The sequence below is a fragment of the Pseudomonas sp. PMCC200344 genome (assembly GCF_030053095.1).
In the GTDB taxonomy this organism is placed as follows: Bacteria; Pseudomonadota; Gammaproteobacteria; order Pseudomonadales; family Pseudomonadaceae; genus Aquipseudomonas; species Aquipseudomonas svalbardensis.
Map to the genome: position 1 here is coordinate 838,749 of NZ_CP125618.1, position 17,550 is coordinate 856,298.

Consider the following 17,550-nt stretch of genomic DNA (forward strand, 5'->3'; position numbering starts at 1 on the left):
AGTCAATGCTCAGTACCCCTGATGTGCAGGACATGAGCATTGAACGATTGATAGTCTCTAATACTGCGCCCGGTCGGGATATTGATGCCTTGAGGAATGATGCCGCTGCAATTGTGACAGGCAGGAAATGCCTCGGGGGCGCTACCTCTCATTAAGGTATCCGTGAACAGGTGTAAGTCAGTAAGCAACCTTTCAGCACGGTTTGGATAGAGTGCTACTACCGAGTTCAAGAGCCTGACTTCTGAGTGAGCCCCTGGACCGCCAGCTCTTATCGGAATGATTCCGTCGCTGTGCTCGATATGCGTTGCGATAAGGTCTCGCGTATCCGGTTGTAGTTCATGGCTTTGACTGATAGTCCTGCTCAGGGTTGGCTCAGCTATCAGTTCAGCTTCGGTGAAGCTTTTTTTATGTAGCGGGTCGTCTTTCGCTGCGCTGTATCGCGTGGATAAATCCGTCAAGTACTCGGCAGCATCATTGATTTTGTAACTTCCGAAGTTCAGGTAGAACTCGGTGCTCGTAGCGCTGCCCTCATAGCCAGCGTCTACACCTTTATAGTCAGTCGGGCCTTTTTTGGGCGCTGCGATGTTGAAAAAGTCCATAAATGTTTGCTCATGCACTGGGTTTACCGCATAGGAATGAGCAACAAGATGATCCTTCAGCACGCCTTTGGTGAATTTGTAGTCCGGGTTCGTTCCGATATGTTTCTTGCGGAAACTCTCCCGCTTCGCCGGTGTTGCGCCGGGATACTCGTGAAAGGCTGATGACATGATCTGTTGTGATCTGGCTCTGCCCAGAGCCTCATAACTCTTGACGATATCGTCTTTCCCCAGGCCTTGGTGATCGACGAATCTCACCGGGTTATTCCCGACCATGCAATACAGATTCAACCCGTCTACCGGACCTGCCGGATCGGGACTGACCCAGCGCTGTAACCATGGCGCGTAATACCGTTGGCCGTAGTAATACAACCCACTGGCATCGCGCTCCTTGCCTGAGTAGCGAATGGTTCTGTACTTCGCTTCCAGTACTGTACGGGCAGCCCTCCAGGCCGTGCCGCCATAGGGGTAATAACCTTCCTCGCTGATCAGGTTGCCTTCGGCGTCCAGCTCCATTGTATTGGAGCCCAGGTGGTCATCGAAGCTGTAACGCAAAGCGTCATTGGTGATAGCCAAGGGAGTTCCCAGGCTCCAATGCAGACAACGCACACTGCAGCGCCCTGCTTGCACAGTGATGACATCGAGTGTCTGCGCAGTGCTTTCACGGATTTCCAGGCCCGGCAAATAGGTGACGTCATTGCTGTGGAGGAGCGCGTGTGCCTTTTGGGTTTGTCGTTTGCGAACGCGTTGACCGTTGCCGTCGTAGAGGTAGCTTTCCGTATCCGCTGCTTGCTCTGTGCGTTCGACCAGTGTCACGCGTTGTAATTGGTTGCGTGCGTTCCACTCCATAGGTTGCCCGGCGTGCAGCAGTTGTAGATTGCCGTTGGTGTCGAATCCCTTTTCAAAGTCGGGTGTCGGATCGCCCGTTGTCCATAACAGCCCGCGATTGCTGTCAGGGGCGATGCTCATCTCACGGGTGTAATTATTTCCCGCGCGCTGATGTTGCAGCTTGATCAGATTTGCGCGCTCATCATAGGTGTAGCGCTGAGTGAAGTTGAGTAGACGGCTCTGGTCACCCGGTCTCGACAACCAATCGGGGAGCGATGCGTGAATGCGGGCTCCCTGCTCTTCACGACCCGAAGCCTGGGTCAACTGATAGAGGCTGTCGTAGACATAAGTGCTGACCGGTTGTATGCGTTGGTTGGCGTGGTGCTGTTCGGGTTTGGTGTGATCCTCGACGTTCAACACATTGCCGACAGCGTCATAGGCGTATTGCAGCTCTTGGAGAACCCTTCCTTCTCGCGATGTTTTCAGTTGGTTCATGCGGCCATTTTCAGGCGTGTAAAGCGCTGCACTGGTGATCTTTCCACCCAGGGTCTGCGATTCGATCTGACCCTGGGCGTTGTAGCTGACCTGATCGAGAATAAGCCTGCGTTCGATGGCACCATTGAGTTGCAGGGTGACTTGTTTGAGTTGTCCGGCGATATCGAACCAGAAGCATTGCGTGTGCCCTTTGGCATCTTCTTGTTCGAGGATCTCGCCAGTGGGTGCGTACTGCCAGTGGGTGGTGTACTCGGTGTCGTTTTTTAGCAGAACATCACGTTTGCCGAGTTCTTCCGGCCAGTCCGCTGTTTGTTGATCTTTCAGGAACTGTCGCGTTTCGCTGAGCAACTTTCCCGTCAGGTCATACTCGGATAAAAGCAGTTTGCCTGCCGGATCATCATGGCGAATCAACCGACCGCACTGGTTCGTTTTCGCATAGTCGGTTGAGTTGTCTGCATACGTAAAACGCTCGATGGCCCGGAGGGTTTTTCCGGCGGGTTCTTCGTAAATCACCGTTGGGCGCAACTGATTGTCATGGTGCGTCTGCCAATGGTTACCGCGAGAGTCCCACTTTTGCGCCGCCTGTCCCGCTTCGCCGAAGAAGGTCAGGCGCCAGCCTGCATCTATGCTTTGGGTCAGTAACAAAGCTCCCGACAGACTGCTCAACTGCTTTGAGTCAGCTGTTATTACGCTGGCGCTGCTGCGTTGTTCAACGACCTGACCATTGATTTCATGTACGTAACGAGCAATACGGGCCTGAGGTTGTGCGATGGATTCATTGCACAGGTAGGTGACTTCGCGGACCCGAAAGCCACGGCCGTCGACGACGTTCAGTGTCGGGGTGTGATGATGAATGTTGGTACTCATACTTCGCCTCCATGCGTAGTTGAATCATTGAGCGATGTGTCGGGCCGGGTGTCGTTCTCGTCCTCGGTGATGGAATACCAGGAGTGGTAGGTGTACCGACGCTCGTCGCCCTTGGCATTGATGACGCGAATGAGTCGGCCCAGTGGGTCATGGAAATGCTGATCGCAAAGTCCTGACTGACGTAGGGACTCATCGTTGATGTACCGATGCCGGTCACTGAAGTAGGGTCGATAGGTACGAATGACCAGGCCTTTATTGTCGTATTCGATACGCTCGCTGACACGCCAGCGAAGATCGACTTTGCGTTCTTGCGGTTTGTCATTCAACCGCGTCAGTGTGCCGCCTTCATTGACGATCCAGGCCATTCCCGACTCGACTTTTTGTTTGCTTTGTAACTGCCGGCCAAAACCATCCCAGCAAACGACGGCGATGCGGGTTTGTCTTTCAGAGTCGCTGTGGAATCGGTCTGCCTGCATCGTGGCGCAGTGCACCGGTTCGCGCTCCACGCGTTCTATCAGCGTCTGGAGTGTTTGCTCGTAAGGTGTTTTGGTACTGAGGTCGGCCAGGCGAGTACGGGCGCTGGCGCGGACATGCCCGCTGGGCAACAGATCGCCTTGTGCAACGGCTTGCTTGCGCCACTCCTGCTCTTGCGTGGTGGTGGCCGCAATATGTCCCATCCAACTGAGCGGAGAGTAAAAGTAGGCGCTGGCGACATTCTGGAGTGCCCTGCCGGGATTTTCGATGGCGATGTCGGGCCGCTCATCGTAATGGCGGGTATAGGTGGCAATGGGATGGAAGCCGATATCCTCACCAGAGATGCTTTTGTGGTAACTGACGGCTTGAACTTGTCCGGCTACATCGTACAACGCTTCCTGGACATTACCGTTGGGGTCGGTGATCTGTTTTGGCTGGAGTGTTCGGTAGTCAATATTTGATGCTGTGGTGGTGCAGTTGTCCGGTAGTTTGACAGTGGTGGTCAGGCAGTAATAAGAGTCGTAGGTGATAGCCGTTGGGCCATGCTGTTGGCTTTCCTTGAATGTCAGCGCCCTGAAAAAACCGTCCACTTTTGCATATGTGGTGAAACCGCGTCGTACTGACCAGAGGTTGCCCTGTTTATCCCACTCCTTGTCGGCGGCTAAAGCGATGGGCATTTTTTTGTAGCCACTGTCCTGAAGTTTTTTCGTCATATCAAAAGACGCGTTGCCCGATTGAAGTTTGAGCACGTCGTAGGCCTTCAACGCCAGCTCATTGAGTTCGGCTGCTTCCAGGTGATCAACCAAGGCTTCGACGCTGGCCTGGCCATCAGCGAAGGTGTCGCTTGCGTCTGGTTTTCTGTAACGCTGTAAAGACAGGCCGGTCATGACCCGCCTGGTTTTCCAGGTCGCTGAATTGCTCAGTTCAAGTATGTTTTCATAGTTGATGGCTTTGGGGTCCAGGCCTCCGGTCGAGGGTGCCTTGGGCAACCTCAACGCGTTGGTGCGTTGCAGGTAACGCAGGCCCAGGTGCCTGCCCTGCTTGTTGACGTTGATGAATTGAGCTTTTGTTTCGTTCAGGTAGTAATACTGCTGGTCCTCGTCATGGGCATCGCCCCACCATTTGTTTTGCCAGGTATCCGTGAAAGGGGGGGAATCGGTAGCCGTTTTACGCCGTGCGTAACTGATCTCCAGGCTGTGGGTGAGGTGACCGTATGAGTCCCATTCCAGATTTAGCGTGTGGGTGCAGCGAGGATCATCAGGAATGCGCTCGTACTGATAGTTAATGGACTCCACGACCGCGGGATGCACGATTGAATAGGGGCTGTGTTTACCCAGGCCTCTGAGCTCGCGTATCAGGTACCGATGTTGTTGCACCGAGTAAGGGTGCTTTGCTTTCGGGTCCTGGTCCTGACCGTACGTTTCTACCCGCAAAGTGTGGCCGCTCAACGCTCGAGCGAACTCGCGCATTCGGGCCTGCCTGTGACGGACGACGTCAACGACCGACGTGTGTTCGGCTGACCCCCAGATTTCTCCCATCTCGAGAACTGTTGCCTTAAGGGCTGCGGCTGTCGTATCGCTACGGTTGTAACCAAGGTTGGACGGGTCTACCTCTTCACCGGTGTGGAACCAGGTCTTGGTCAGTGTCGCTGAGGTGTGAGGACTGTTCTCTGTGCTGCCACGGTTGGTTGGGCTATCGGTTTGCTGGAGCAGGCCGAAACCCCGGAACTCTCGTTCGGTGTTGTCGTAGAAGCCACGTCGATATTTGAACCGCTGGGTCAGCCGATTGCCGGTGATTTCGTCGTGCTGGGTCTGTTGTTTGACCAGGAACAGAGGAAATGGCAAACGTGAGATCGCTGGTTTTTTGTTCTTGAGTAACTGCTTTTTTTCGTCCAGCCACTCTTGTGCAGAACTGCGATAGCTGACGCTGCCGCTAGCGCCCATGTTGTTGTTGGTCGACTTGAGCAAGTAGGGTTTGGTGTCAATGAAGTCATAGCGCCAATGCCGGTTTTCCTCTCCGGGTACGCTGAAAACCAGACTGGAGCAGCCAACCCCCTGCAGGTCTGCGGCGCTGACCTTGCAAAGCCGGTCATGGCGCAGGCCTTCGGGCCAGGGTAAGTCGACCGCAGGCCCCAGTTTGTTGCCGCCGTGGTTCATGAAAATGCGCGCGCAATCAGGTTGCAGATAAATAAGGTCAGCGGCCCCCGAGCCGTCCAGGTCGGCCAGCAGGACGCGTGATGCATCGAATTGCTCGTATGAGAAATCCAGGGTGGCGATCACCCGCCCCTTCCCGAAGCGTCCATGGCCCAGGTTGGGCCAGCATTTCACCTCGTTGTGACGAATACGGATCAGGTGCTGTTGGCCACTGCCCAGAAGATCGCTGAAGGCCACCAGTTCACCGGGTGAGTTGCCGGGCTGCGGCAGATCATCTTCATCGGTGTGGCGTGACACCTCGGTTGCGGGGGCGAAGCCAGTTTTGTTCTGGTTGGCGTACAGGCGCACACTGCGCGGTCCGATCATGATCAGATCGCTGCGCCCGGCCCCCATCAGACTGGCCAATTGTCCTTGAGGATGGAAAATCTCGGTCGGAACAGCGGTGAATGAGGTGAAATTCGACCAATCTCCTTCCGAACTCAGCGTGAAGAAACCGCTGAACTCGGGGTGTGCCACGACCCAGTCCGGACGGCCGTCACCGCTGAGGTCACCGAGAAATTGTCGAGGAGATTTTCGGCTGTCGGCCAGCGGGATTCGTGGCAGCTCGCGCCATGGTGCGTACATGACGTGATCTCCTGCGTTGTCGTCCCGCAAAGGCTGGCTGTAGCGCCAGCTTTTGTCTGTTCGATGAAGAATGCCCGGCAGTCCTTCTCCCAGTAGATCGACGAACTGAAACCGCTCCTGGTGATTGAGCCTGGCCAGCGCCTCGAAGGGTTTGAAGTGGCGAGCCTGAGGCTTGAGCGTGAAACCGGTGTAGGTGAACTCAAGTGGAGGTTGGTATTCATTGGTATTGTCGCCAAAGGCTTGGTTCAACGCTGCGCTCAGGCAGTTATAGGATAGAGCGCCGGTTTGATACTGGAGCAGGAGGCGGCGCACCAGTATTGGTTCGCGGCCCATCGATGTTTCATCCGGGAAGTAATGAAACATCAGAATCTGTTGGCACAAGCGTTGAGTGCCCAATCCAAAACCGTAGGCGAACTCCGAGAACGGATCACTGCGTACAGAGCACGGCAGCGTCCCTTCGTACCCAGGCGTGTCTTCCAGGCTAACGCTGCGTTCGCCATAGTCGAAACAAAGCTCGAAATGCCATTTTTTATCGTTGAGGCCATCGACTTTGCACAGGTACAACTGTGAGTCAGCGTGGAAGTTGCCATAGCGCACGCGGCTCAGGTAGCGCTGGGCGCGGTAATCGGCGGAGCTCTGAGTAGCGGCCTCATCAGCGGTGTACTCATAAAGAATATGCTCGCCATGAGCATTCATGCTTTCTTCGAGCAACCACTCGCCTACCCGTACTGATGCGTCGGGATCTGCGCGATGTGCCGACGGTGTTTTTCCGTACAGGTGTTGGCTGCCGTCGGCGCCGTGTATCAGCCAGAAGCCCGGTTTGTTTGTGGCGCAGGACCAATGCTCGATCAAATCGAAGGCGACTTCGATCCGAGGTCGATAACGCACGACAGCATGTTGCACCAGCTGTTTGCCGTCGCTGCACATCTTGTGGCTGGATTTGATTGCGCCTGTTGTTCTGTCCCGCTCAGGCATCCAGACCTCACCACCGGGGCCGACGAACAAATCATCGTGGGTGTAGGCCGGGACGCCCAGACGGGTGTGTCGTGTAACGGTAGGCAGGGACAATTTCCAGCCGAGGCCGAAAATACCGTTGCCTTGAGCACTGCTGTAGTTCAGGGCCAGAGCAGGGGCATATCCGCGACCCGGTGAAACAGGCAGCGGGATCTCACTGGAAGCCGCACCGCTGGAGCCTACCGGGCCTAAGCCATTACCAATGCTTTGAATCGCCCCGCCGCCCTTGGGCAGGGCCGGAAGATCGACAGGTATGGAGGTTTGTTCGCTCATCGGGCACCCCCATCAGCCTTGGCGGTGTACTGCACCTGCACGATGATATCGGTGAGCGATTCGAGCATGGCTTTCTGAGCGGTGTGATTAGGGAACGACAGCTTCCATTTTGAAATTGCGCCGGTGTACTCGAAGGGTAGATAGCGTTCGTCCTGAAAGTTCAACGTGAACAGACCGCTGTCGTCGATACCGGTCGAAAGGGCTATTTGCTGACTGGCTCGTCGGCTACTCATCTTGCTGCCGTTGGGCATGACAACATCGCTGCTGGCCTGGGTCAGGGTAGCGCGGATATCCTCATAAGGGCCCAGGATCGCCGGCAGGGAGATGCTGATGCTCTTGATGCGGCGCAGGCAGTGCCCTGGGTAGTCATTGTCAAACAGGGGCTGGGTCAGTTCGAATTCACATGAGCCATTACTTATAAGACCTGACTTGAGGCCTGTGACCGAAGGTCTCCCACCCTCCACGGGCGTATCGTTCCAGGGCTTATTGATGGATGCAGGGGCCTTGTCCTTGTCTTTGAGCAGGCGTAACGACACGGTCTTGCGAATTTCCAGCTCGCGCTCATGACCCAAAAGGTAGGCGCTCTTCATCTTCAGCAAGCCCAGCTTCATCGACTCCCCAGGGCCGAGTCCGCGATAGGTACTGTTCCAGCCCTGAGGCTGGAAGAACGGCTGTGTCGAATACTCGGCCATCTCGTAGCGCCAACACGACTCGGTGAGTTGGCACAGCGACAAGGCTTCGTCATACGCTTGGTAATAGAAGATGGACAGCTGGCCAGTGAACCACTGGTAAAGCTGCGAGCTGGTAAAGCGCTTGCTGAGGAAGTCGTAGGTGGTTCTGGCTTGGTTGAGTGCCGTTTGAGTCTGTCGCAACAGCAGCAGGGAGGCTGTCTCCCGTTCGGCTTCAAGTGCCAGTTGTGCATCGAGTTGTGCGATTTCGAGTTTTGCCTGATCGCGAGCGAGCGTCCACTCCTGATGGCGACGACGGTATTGCTCAGCACGTTCGAGGGATTCGCCAGCGCCATGAGCAGCTGCTGCCGCGCCTTGAGCTCCGGCCATGACCGCAAAGGGCACCCCCTCGACGCGATGACCGCCGTCAGCCAAGCCAAAAATGTTGGGGAGGACCTTCAGGCCGTGGCCGGCCACCTGGGCAGCGTAGGCAGAGGCTTCAGCAATACGCCCTGTGAGGTGCAATGTGGCGGCGGCGACTTCTCCAGGGTTGACCACCTCATTGACCAGTTGACTGTAATAATCCACACGCCCCTCGACAATGGCTTTACTGGCAAGCAAGGCCTCCTTGTTCTTTTGGTCGATCTTCAACGCCTGGGTTTGTAGGTCGACGGTAATGTTTGCCAAATCCCAGAGGTGTTGCTGCTGAATTTCCTGATAGATGGCTTGCTCGGTACGCTCGATGAATGACAACAGCGATGTACCGAACTGAATCACGGTATCTACCGCGCTTATGGCATGGGCATGCAGGGTGCTGAAGCGGTAGGGCGGGATATCCAGACTCGGGCGTCGGTCAATGCCGGGTTCTGCCGCACGCTGAGGATTGGAGCGCAGTAAGTCGCCTGGTGCAGCGGGCGCCGTGAAGAGGGAGAGACTCAGTGGCTTGCCGACAATGTCGAGATTATGTCTAAGGTTGTGCAAGCGACTTTCCAGCTTTTCCCAGCGCGAGATCAGCACCGGGTTGAACGGTAGACGCAAGTGTGGCGTGTCAATCGCGTGTACCGAGGGGGGCGGTGCATACGGACGCACGCACACCTCGGGCGCAACGTTGGAGGAGGTTGTTGTCGGTTGATTTTTTTTCTTTATGCCAAGCTCATTCTCAAAAGCGCGCAGTGTGCTGTTGGTCTCGTCACTGAATTTTTGCAGTGTGACGGTAGACCAGAGGTCGGTTTGTCTTAGATCCGGGCGAGGGCCCAGCAGGTCCAGTGCGCGGATGTACCAGAGCTTGGCTTCCGCCAGCCCATCGGAGGTCAACGTGCGGTATGCCGTGTCACCGCGATTGGCCAGGATATCGATGTAGAGCATGTACAAGGCTTTGCGAAAGTGCACGGGATAACTAAGGGCAATCTGATGCGGGTCTTGTGGGCCCTGGATGGCGTAGCTGGGTTGGCCGGGGGCTGGAGTGGCGCTGATCAATGGCACGGCATTCCAATAGTCGGGGTTGCCTTCATTGATTTTTTTGCGGCCAGGGTTGAACACGTATTGCAACCAGCGTTCGGCCTCACCGTATTGGCGCTCCAGGTTAAAGCGGTGTGCCACCAGCCATGGAAGATAAAGGAACAACTCTACAAAGTAGCGACCATAGGCGCCGTAGAAATCCATTTTCTCAGGCGTACCGGTTGCTTCAAAAGCAGGCTCCTGCAGGTGCTGAGTCTCCCAGCTCAGCAGTTTGTCCATGCCCGTTTCGGCGCGCTCGATCAGATGCCTGGCGAAGGTGATGTTCATTCGGATGGGAGTGCGATCTTTGGTTACCGAGCCGTCACTTTTTTCTATTGCGGACTTTGCAAAGTCAATAAATTCTGTCGTGCCTGAATTATCGGCCAGGCGAAAGTCAAATCGAGGGGCTTTAAGTTTGTCGCTGTCCGCGTTTATTCGGCTGAACTGGAGTGTTCTTTTGTTTGCCTTATTCCACTCGCTGGCAGCCGTGAAAGGAATACCCGAATGAAGAAGCTTATGCATTATTGCTATGGCAAGTTCTTCAGTGTTGGATCGTGTAGGACTCGTTGTGATATTCGAGTCTTTATCGATATCCATCGATAGTTGGAACTGCGGCGCAATATCTGACCTGGGGAGCTGGTCGTTTACATACAGGCCAATGTGCAATGAATGCGTTGAGTGATGCTCGTCATTGAGGGCAATGGTGTGTGTGTCCAGCTTGATATCGGCCAGGTTCTTACCGTGAAACAATGCACGTGAAGCGTAACCCTGTAGACAGGTCTGCGGGGTGCTCCAGCTCTCATCATATTTTTTGTAGCACAGGTTCAAACGAAACAGCGGATTGGTTTCAGGTCTTTCTGTGCTGTCTTCTGCCGTCTTGGTGACCGCCGTACCATCCTGAAAGATGCACTCGGCCCAGATCACGTACAGACGATTGTTGAACATGACCGGGCGAATGGTATGTTCGATGGCGCTTTCGGAAATCGGCAGGTTGGCGCGTTTCCAGTCCGACCAGGCCTCTGGCTCGGGGGCATCGTACTTGGCGGACGCCACAGAGTTTCCCATATGGGGACGCTTGGCCATGTCCAGCGAGCGCCAATAGTAAGTATTCGCGGCGCGGGATTTGGCAATGAAGTAATAGGTGCTGTTGGCGAAATCGTTTCCGTCGATGTAACCATTGAGTATGGTCAGGTTGGCAACTTCTTCGAGTCTTGTCAGGTAGGCCAGGACGGCCGTCTGAACGGACTCGGAGGTGAGTTGGTTCTGGTTGATGTCGTTTTCCAGTTGCTGAAAACTGTCGGTCCTGGTCTTGCGAAGGGTCGGGTCCAGATAGACCGCAGGGAAATAATGCAACTGCTGGTTGGCCGCCCAGGTCGGATAGTGATGCATCACGGTACGCCAGGTCTCGACCTGGTCGGCCGGGATGTTCGCGGTGTGATACCCGGGCTCCATGTTGGCCAGAATGCTGTTGATGTATTGCTGCAGGCTGGCAATGGCGCAAGCCACCGGGCTGGTGGGTACGTCCTGGCTGACCAGCACATCGAGAAGCCAGTAGTGGTAGAGGTCGTTAGGCGTCTTGAGATGTTCGGCGATCTTCAGTGACTTCAACATCTCGTCTTCAGGTACGATCGCTGACAGATAGAGTGCGAGCTGAGCATCACGCAAACTTTCATTAAGTTGCTTTTCAATGGTGATAGACATGTTCATTCCTTGAGCATGTAACAGGATCAATGACTGGCGGCCATGACGGCTTCACCGACCTTCTTCCAGGCGTCTGACGCGCTTGCGTTGTTCAGGGCGGTTGCGCTGAGGAGTGAGGTGGCGCTCAGCCCCGTGGCCTTGCAGGTTGCATGGCAACGCATTACCCAATCCACATTCTTCATTGTTTGGGCTTTGCGGGACGCCAGCGTTGCGGTCACCACACTGACTTCAGTCGGCGTCCAGCCCAGCAATTTGGCCAGGAAACTGTTCGTTGTCGTGGTGGCGGTGGTCGAATTGGCAAGCCCCAGATAGCTCAGAAGGCTTTCTTCCGGGTGCTGATGGGTGGTCATGCAATGGTTGAACCTATCCAGTAGGTACAAGCTGCTGAGTGTCAGTTTCAGCTGCGTGTTTGGTGTTTCCAGCCACTCGGGATGGCTCAGGAACAAGCGCAGGGCGCTGTTGCTCAGATGCAGCTGAACGGCCGCATCAGCGTGGCGCAGAACCGGGTGGAGTGCTGTGGGGAGCGTGGTCGAGTGTGCATCACTCAGCGCCGCAGTCAGGACCTCGTGGCCCGAGGAGTTTGCCCATAACAGCACCCCCTTTGCGCAGTTCATGGGGAGCTGAGAGGTTTCCTGCAAGAACTTCTCTATCAGGTGCTGCTGTCGATCGTGGGCAAGCAGCAGCAGGTCTTTGAGTTTTTTCTTGCAGTCGTCTTTGAGCACGTTGCTCAGCGGTAGTGGGTCGATAACGGCCTCCAGGGCGGTGGCCAGTTTCTGCGGCACATCGTCTTCGATTGCAGGCGCGAAGTTTTTCACCAGGCCTTTGTCATCAAGCAATGTTTTAGCCAGGAGGACACGCCACTCGACGTCTTTTGGAAGCGATCGCTCTGCTATTTCTCGTGGGGTTACCACACACTGGAGGGTATCGCCGTTCAGCTTGGTGAGATGTTGCCGCAAATCTCGAAACGAATGATCATCGCTGCCCATGGGCTCCAGGAGGCGTCGCAGCTTGGGAATGTCGTAGGCGGACTCCCTGAGCCAGTTAGTGATCCAGTCCATTTGCATCAGCACGTCAAGCAAGTTGAGTGTATCGAGCCCCTGAGGCTCACTCTGTGTGAGCTTGACATTGTTGTAATCCAGAGCGCGCTCGAGGTTGTTCTCGGGGAGTTGTGTCATCGATGCCAGAACAGGCTCATCGCTTAGCATCTCATCGAAATTACCGTTGAACACTGCGATTCCAACTCCCTCTAGAGACACCACTTCATCATGGGCAACGGTAGGAATGTCGAAGATTTTGATCTTCCTCTGCCGGGTCGGGAAATTGTCGGGAAAGTGGATGTAAAGATCATTGATAGTATCTTTGTTGGCATACCATGAAGTACTGGTTGTCAGTGTTGATCCAGGCAAGAGCTTGGGGGGGGAGTTTGTATCGAACTGACTGGGGACGCGAAAGTGTGCGACCACTTCGACAGTCTGCGTATCCTTCTTGGCAACTATGTGGATTGTACGAATGCTTGCGTTTACATTTACCAGACATCTGGAAATGCGTTCCCCTCCCAGCAAGTTCGCCAGCATCGCATTGTCAGCAATCGAGATACCGAACATTCGAGCGATCCGCGCCTGCCGGTAGATTGAGGACAGCGTGTCTAAATCACACTTGAGCGGACCAACATACCGCTGCGTGTTCCTGACGATCAGTAATAGCGAGTCATCGGTCAGAGGCAGGCCAAGGCTGGCACTCAAGTGCTGGAGGACGGTGTGCGAGGCCCGGTCCGAGTCGTCAGTAGAGAATGATCGATCATCGAGTACCAGCGGCGTATCGAACAGTCGGGCCGGATTGAATACCCGGTCGAATAAGGCGGGGACATCTCCGGTGGCAGAGGGGGATACTCGATAAAGCAAAGCAGCAAACTCTTCGGCGTTGATCGAGTACCGACGGTTAAAGTAGCGATAAACACCCAAAGTACGCACCGTATAAGCGTCGAGTTGCATGAGCGTGTTACGCGGCACTTGTGATTCAAACGCGCCGATGATCAGGGTATCCAATTCGGCGAAAGGGATATCGAGCCAGCGTTGCAAGCGGATCATCCGTTGCAGGCGTACGAGTCGCTGGTCTGTCGCCTCGGCTATCTTTTTAACCCCCTCATTTTTGATGATTGTCATGTTGTTGGCGGTGGTTGTGCCGACCGGGAAAGGACCGTTTATATAACGAGCACCATACGGGCCGGGAAGTGAAACGGCCGTTGGGTCATTGCTGGATTGGCGTGGGGCATGTTTGCCTTGCGAGAGCAGCGCTTCGATTTGCCCTGCATTCAGTTCGGTGCGCTCCATAAAGCTTGCCATGTTGTTCAGGCTGGCAGGTGCGTCGGTGCCATAGAGGCTTTGCCAATACTGCTTATCCTTTCCGGGGACTTCTGTCAGTAATGCCTGCTGCTGTGGACTCAGCCCGGACAACAGTTGTTGGGCTTCGATAGCAGTGGATGTCCGTACCTGGCCATACTGAATGTTGACTGTCTGGGTGATGGGGAGGTGGGGGCTGATGAGGTAGTTCAATTCTCCCAGCGAAGGTGTTTTTCCACTGAGGCCCAGCAGGCACTGATGATGAAAAATGTTGTAAGGAAGAACGAAGGGATAACGTCGTTGCGCCAACACGTCATACGTTGATTTGTTTTTGTCGACGGTACGCTTCAGTGCCTCCTGAATATTCGTGTTCAGGATGTCATTGACGATCTTGAGCATGGGCTGTGCAGTGAAGGTATTTTGCTGGTCGATCGACAGAGCTTCGAGATCCGGGCGTCGTTTTTTCAGCAGGATTCGGTCGACGGTCTCATTTGCTGATTGCGAGGCACTGGTTTCCAGTTGCTTGGCAAACAGGTACAGCGCTCTGAGGTAAGCGACTGGTGAGTCGATTGCCGCGATCGAATCGACTTTGCAGGACTCGTCCCAGTTTTCCTGAAACAGATTGGTATAGGTGGGGCCTTGTTTCTCGACGGCACGAATACCTGGGGGGTGCCAATGGTGTTGCGTTTGTCCGGATGAGAGTTGTTGTTCCCGGTACAAATGGCTGACCTGGGCGGCAAGACACTTGGCGTTGTCGTAGAGCGTCCCGATGTCGATGCTGGAGGCGTGCCCTTTGAGCGTACTGTCACGGTTGATCGCGTCCCCGACTTTTTTCTTGAAGCTGGCTTCGGTCAGTCGGGTGATATCGAACACTGAAGTGAGCTTCAGTGTGTCTTTGAAGAGTTTTTGCAGATCCCGGTGTTTCTCGGGACTGTTGGCCGTGATAAGTGCCTGGAGTAATGGATAGCCGTCCATGCCGATAAATCTCCTATGAAGTGGAGTTATCGACATTACTGCACGGGAGGATTGAGAACTGTCAGCCGTCCATTGCATGGAGAGCTGGAAAAGTCGCCGTTTGGACGCAAGAAACGCCTATTAACCTGTAAGAGTTCGACACGCTTGCTCCCCCGGTCGGCACGAGTGCTGGTGGGGGGAGCAAGCTGAGGCTCACACCTTGAAGTGGCTAACCATCATCTGCAACTGATTACCCAGCCGCGCCAGTTCAACACTGGACGCAGCCGTTTCGTCGCTGGCGGCGGCGGTCTGTTCGGACACGTCGCGCACGTTGATGATGCTGCGGCTGATCTCTTCAGCCACGGCGCTTTGCTGCTCGGCGGCGGCAGCGATCTGCTGGTTCATCGACTGGATGTTGGACACCGTGCGGGTGATGTTTTCCAGTGACACGCCAGCCTTGCGAGTCAGCGCGACGCTGCTGTTGGTGAGGGCGCGGCTGTTGTTCATCACCGCCGACACTTGTTGAGTACCGTTCTGCAAACCGGCCACCAGGCCTTCGATTTCTTCGGTGGATTTCTGAGTGCGCTGAGCCAGGCCACGGACTTCGTCGGCAACCACGGCAAAGCCACGACCGGCTTCACCGGCACGAGCCGCTTCGATGGCGGCGTTGAGCGCCAGCAGGTTGGTCTGTTCGGCCACGGCCTTGATCACGTCCATGACGCTGCCGATCTTGTCGCTTTCCTGTTGCAGCACGCTCATGGCTTCGGTGGAGCGCGCCACTTCGGTGGCCAGACGTTCGATCTGGGCGATGGCTTCGTTGACAACCTTGTCGCCTTCGCGGGCTTCGCCGTCAGCAGCGGCCGCCGCCTGAGAGGCTTCTTCGGCGTTGCGCGCGACTTCCTGCACGGTGGCAGTCATCTCGTGCATGGCGGTGGCCACTTGATCGGTTTCGATCTTCTGGCTGTTGACCCCGGCGCTGGTTTGCTCGGTCACGGCAGACAATTCTTCGGCGGCGCTGGCGATCTGGGTGACGCCGTCGCGGATGCCGCTGATCAAGTCGCGCAGGGTCACGCCCATGCGAGCGATGCCTTGTTGCAACACGCCGAGTTCGTCGCGGCGAGTCACTTTGACGTCCTGGGACAGGTCGCCGCTGGCGATGCGTTCAACCACGGCCAAAGTGTCGCGCAGTGGGCCGGTAATCTGACGGGTGATGATCACGGCAGCAATGATGCCCACCAGCAACGCGAGCAAGGTGCTGATCAGCTGTAGTGTGCGAGCCTGGGCGCTTTCGACGTCACGGCGGTCGAGCTGGATCTGATACAGCTGATCGCTCAGGGTCACGATGGCGGCGCCCTGGTCGGTCATTTCCTTGCGCGCCTGCACCGCATCGCTGTTGGCCGCTTTATAAGCCTGCAAGGCGCTGCGGTAGTGGGTCAGTGCGGTTTCCAACTGACGCAGGGCGTCTTGCTGAGTGTCGGCGAAATGCACATTGAGGGGTTTCAGGCTGGCGATCGCCACGTCCAGTTGGCCAATGGCTTTTTGCTCGGTCTCGGCGTTGGTGGTCGCGGTGTAGCCGCGCACTTCGTAGCGGGCCAGCAAGAAGGCTTCCTTGGCCGCCGTGATGGCCTGGAACTGTTCGAAGCGTTGGTCGCTCAGAGGCATTTGCTGCACGCGGGTGTTGATGGCGTTGATCAGCGTGTTCGCGGTCTCGGCATTAGCGCCCATGGTGTCGCGCGCGCTGTTACCGGTGCGGTACGCGCTGCGCATTTTGTTCAGGGACGTCTTGTAGGCGTCGATGACGGCGCCTTGCTCTTTGAGCAGCTTGAGGTTTTCCGGGCTCTTGAATTTCACCAGCAGCGCTTGTTGCTGAGCGGAGAACGCCTCGAGCGTGGTCTGGACGTTCTGTGCGGCGGTTTCGTCGCCGTTGGTCAGCATGTATTGCAGGCGAACCACACGCAGCTTGGTCAGGCCGGCATTGAGCTGGGTGATGTCGCTCATCCAGTTGCTGCGGTCAATCAATCCGCCCAGGCTCGTCCAGCCGGTCAGGGCGAGGACGCAGGTCAGTGCCAGGACCAGGCCGAACCCCAGGCCCAGCTTCATGTTCACGCTGATATTGCCGAACCAGCTATTCATCAAAAGTCCTCCAGGAACGTTGTGCATCTTGATCGTCGGTTGGCTGGAAGATTGTTGTTTTTGGTCGCCAGCAAGGTGTGTCGCAGGTGTATATCGGCAGCAATTGCGAGAGCTGAATGGTTTTTGTAGGACAGATGTGTAACAAGACTTTCGTGCAGGTCTTAAGCTTTTTTTCACATGAGTTTCACCGGCCGCCGACGCCTGCCTCTCTAACCTTGCGGCATCGAATGACAGTGATGCGTGCCGGCGAGGCGGCTTGATGTGGAATTGAGACTGAGTCTGTTCGGGGTAAAACGCTCGATTGATCTGAGCCGTTGTGCCCGCTATCGCAATGTGGCTGTCGTGCTTGCCTCGGCGTTGTTGGTGATTCCGCTCACTGTGTGGCTGTTGCAGCCGGCCGCTGTACCGGACCTGGCCCATGGCAATGTGGCCGGCGCCCGGGCGTTGGCGGCCGATTGGGCCAAAGGCAACGTGATCGTGCTGGTGCGCCATGTCGAACGCTGCGATCACTCCAGCGCAGCCTGCCTGAACGGCAACGATGGCATTACCGATCGCTCTCGCAGCGTCGCGGTGGGTGTTGGTGCGCAGTTCGAACAACTGGGGCTGAACAAGGCCGACATCTACAACAGCCCCGTCATTCGCACAGCCCAGACCGCCGGGTACATGTTCAACAAGGTCGGGGTCGGTGAAGACTGGTTGATCAATTGCAAGGGCACGATGCTGCGTGACGCTCTGGCGCACAAGGTGGCCGGGCGAAACCTGATTCTGGTGACCCACAGCGAATGTATGTCGCAACTGGAGAAAGACCTCAAGTTGCCTGCCTCTACGCTGGGCTACGGCGCTTCTTTGTTTATCTCGGCCGAAACGCCTCAGGCACCCCGCATGCTCGGTTTCATCGAAGCCTCGGATTGGCGCTCGGTGACCGCCGAATGAA

6 protein-coding genes are annotated in these 17,550 nt (G+C 55.9%); 1 reads left to right on the plus strand and 5 read right to left on the minus strand.

The window, feature by feature from the left end; all coding sequences use genetic code 11:
• Window positions 1–2: 2 nt before the first annotated feature.
• From QFW87_RS03675 to QFW87_RS03695, 5 genes are all read right to left on the minus strand, one after another.
• Window positions 3–2,786: an RHS repeat-associated core domain-containing protein gene (locus QFW87_RS03675; RefSeq protein ID WP_283189838.1), complete on the minus strand. Its 2,784-nt coding sequence runs from the start codon at window positions 2,784–2,786 to the stop codon at window positions 3–5.
• Window positions 2,783–7,324 (minus strand): SpvB/TcaC N-terminal domain-containing protein, encoded by a 4,542-nt coding sequence (locus QFW87_RS03680; protein ID WP_283189839.1) that lies wholly within the window; start codon window positions 7,322–7,324, stop codon window positions 2,783–2,785. The genes QFW87_RS03675 and QFW87_RS03680 overlap by 4 nt, the downstream gene beginning before the upstream one ends.
• Entirely contained in the window at window positions 7,321–11,190 is a 3,870-nt protein-coding gene (locus QFW87_RS03685; protein ID WP_283189840.1) for a neuraminidase-like domain-containing protein, read from the minus strand. Before QFW87_RS03685 ends, QFW87_RS03680 begins: the two co-directional genes overlap by 4 nt.
• A gap of 26 nt (window positions 11,191–11,216) precedes the next feature.
• Complete coding sequence (locus QFW87_RS03690) at window positions 11,217–14,504, minus strand: Tc toxin subunit A (RefSeq protein WP_283189841.1); 3,288 nt, start codon at window positions 14,502–14,504, stop codon at window positions 11,217–11,219.
• Between the two features lie 192 nt (window positions 14,505–14,696).
• A complete protein-coding gene (locus QFW87_RS03695; protein WP_283189842.1) occupies window positions 14,697–16,616 on the minus strand; it encodes a methyl-accepting chemotaxis protein in 1,920 nt (639 codons plus the stop codon).
• A gap of 261 nt (window positions 16,617–16,877) precedes the next feature.
• Between QFW87_RS03695 and QFW87_RS03700 the strand changes: the two genes are divergently transcribed.
• Window positions 16,878–17,549 (plus strand): histidine phosphatase family protein, encoded by a 672-nt coding sequence (locus QFW87_RS03700; protein WP_283189843.1) that lies wholly within the window; start codon window positions 16,878–16,880, stop codon window positions 17,547–17,549.
• Window position 17,550: the final 1 nt, after the last annotated feature.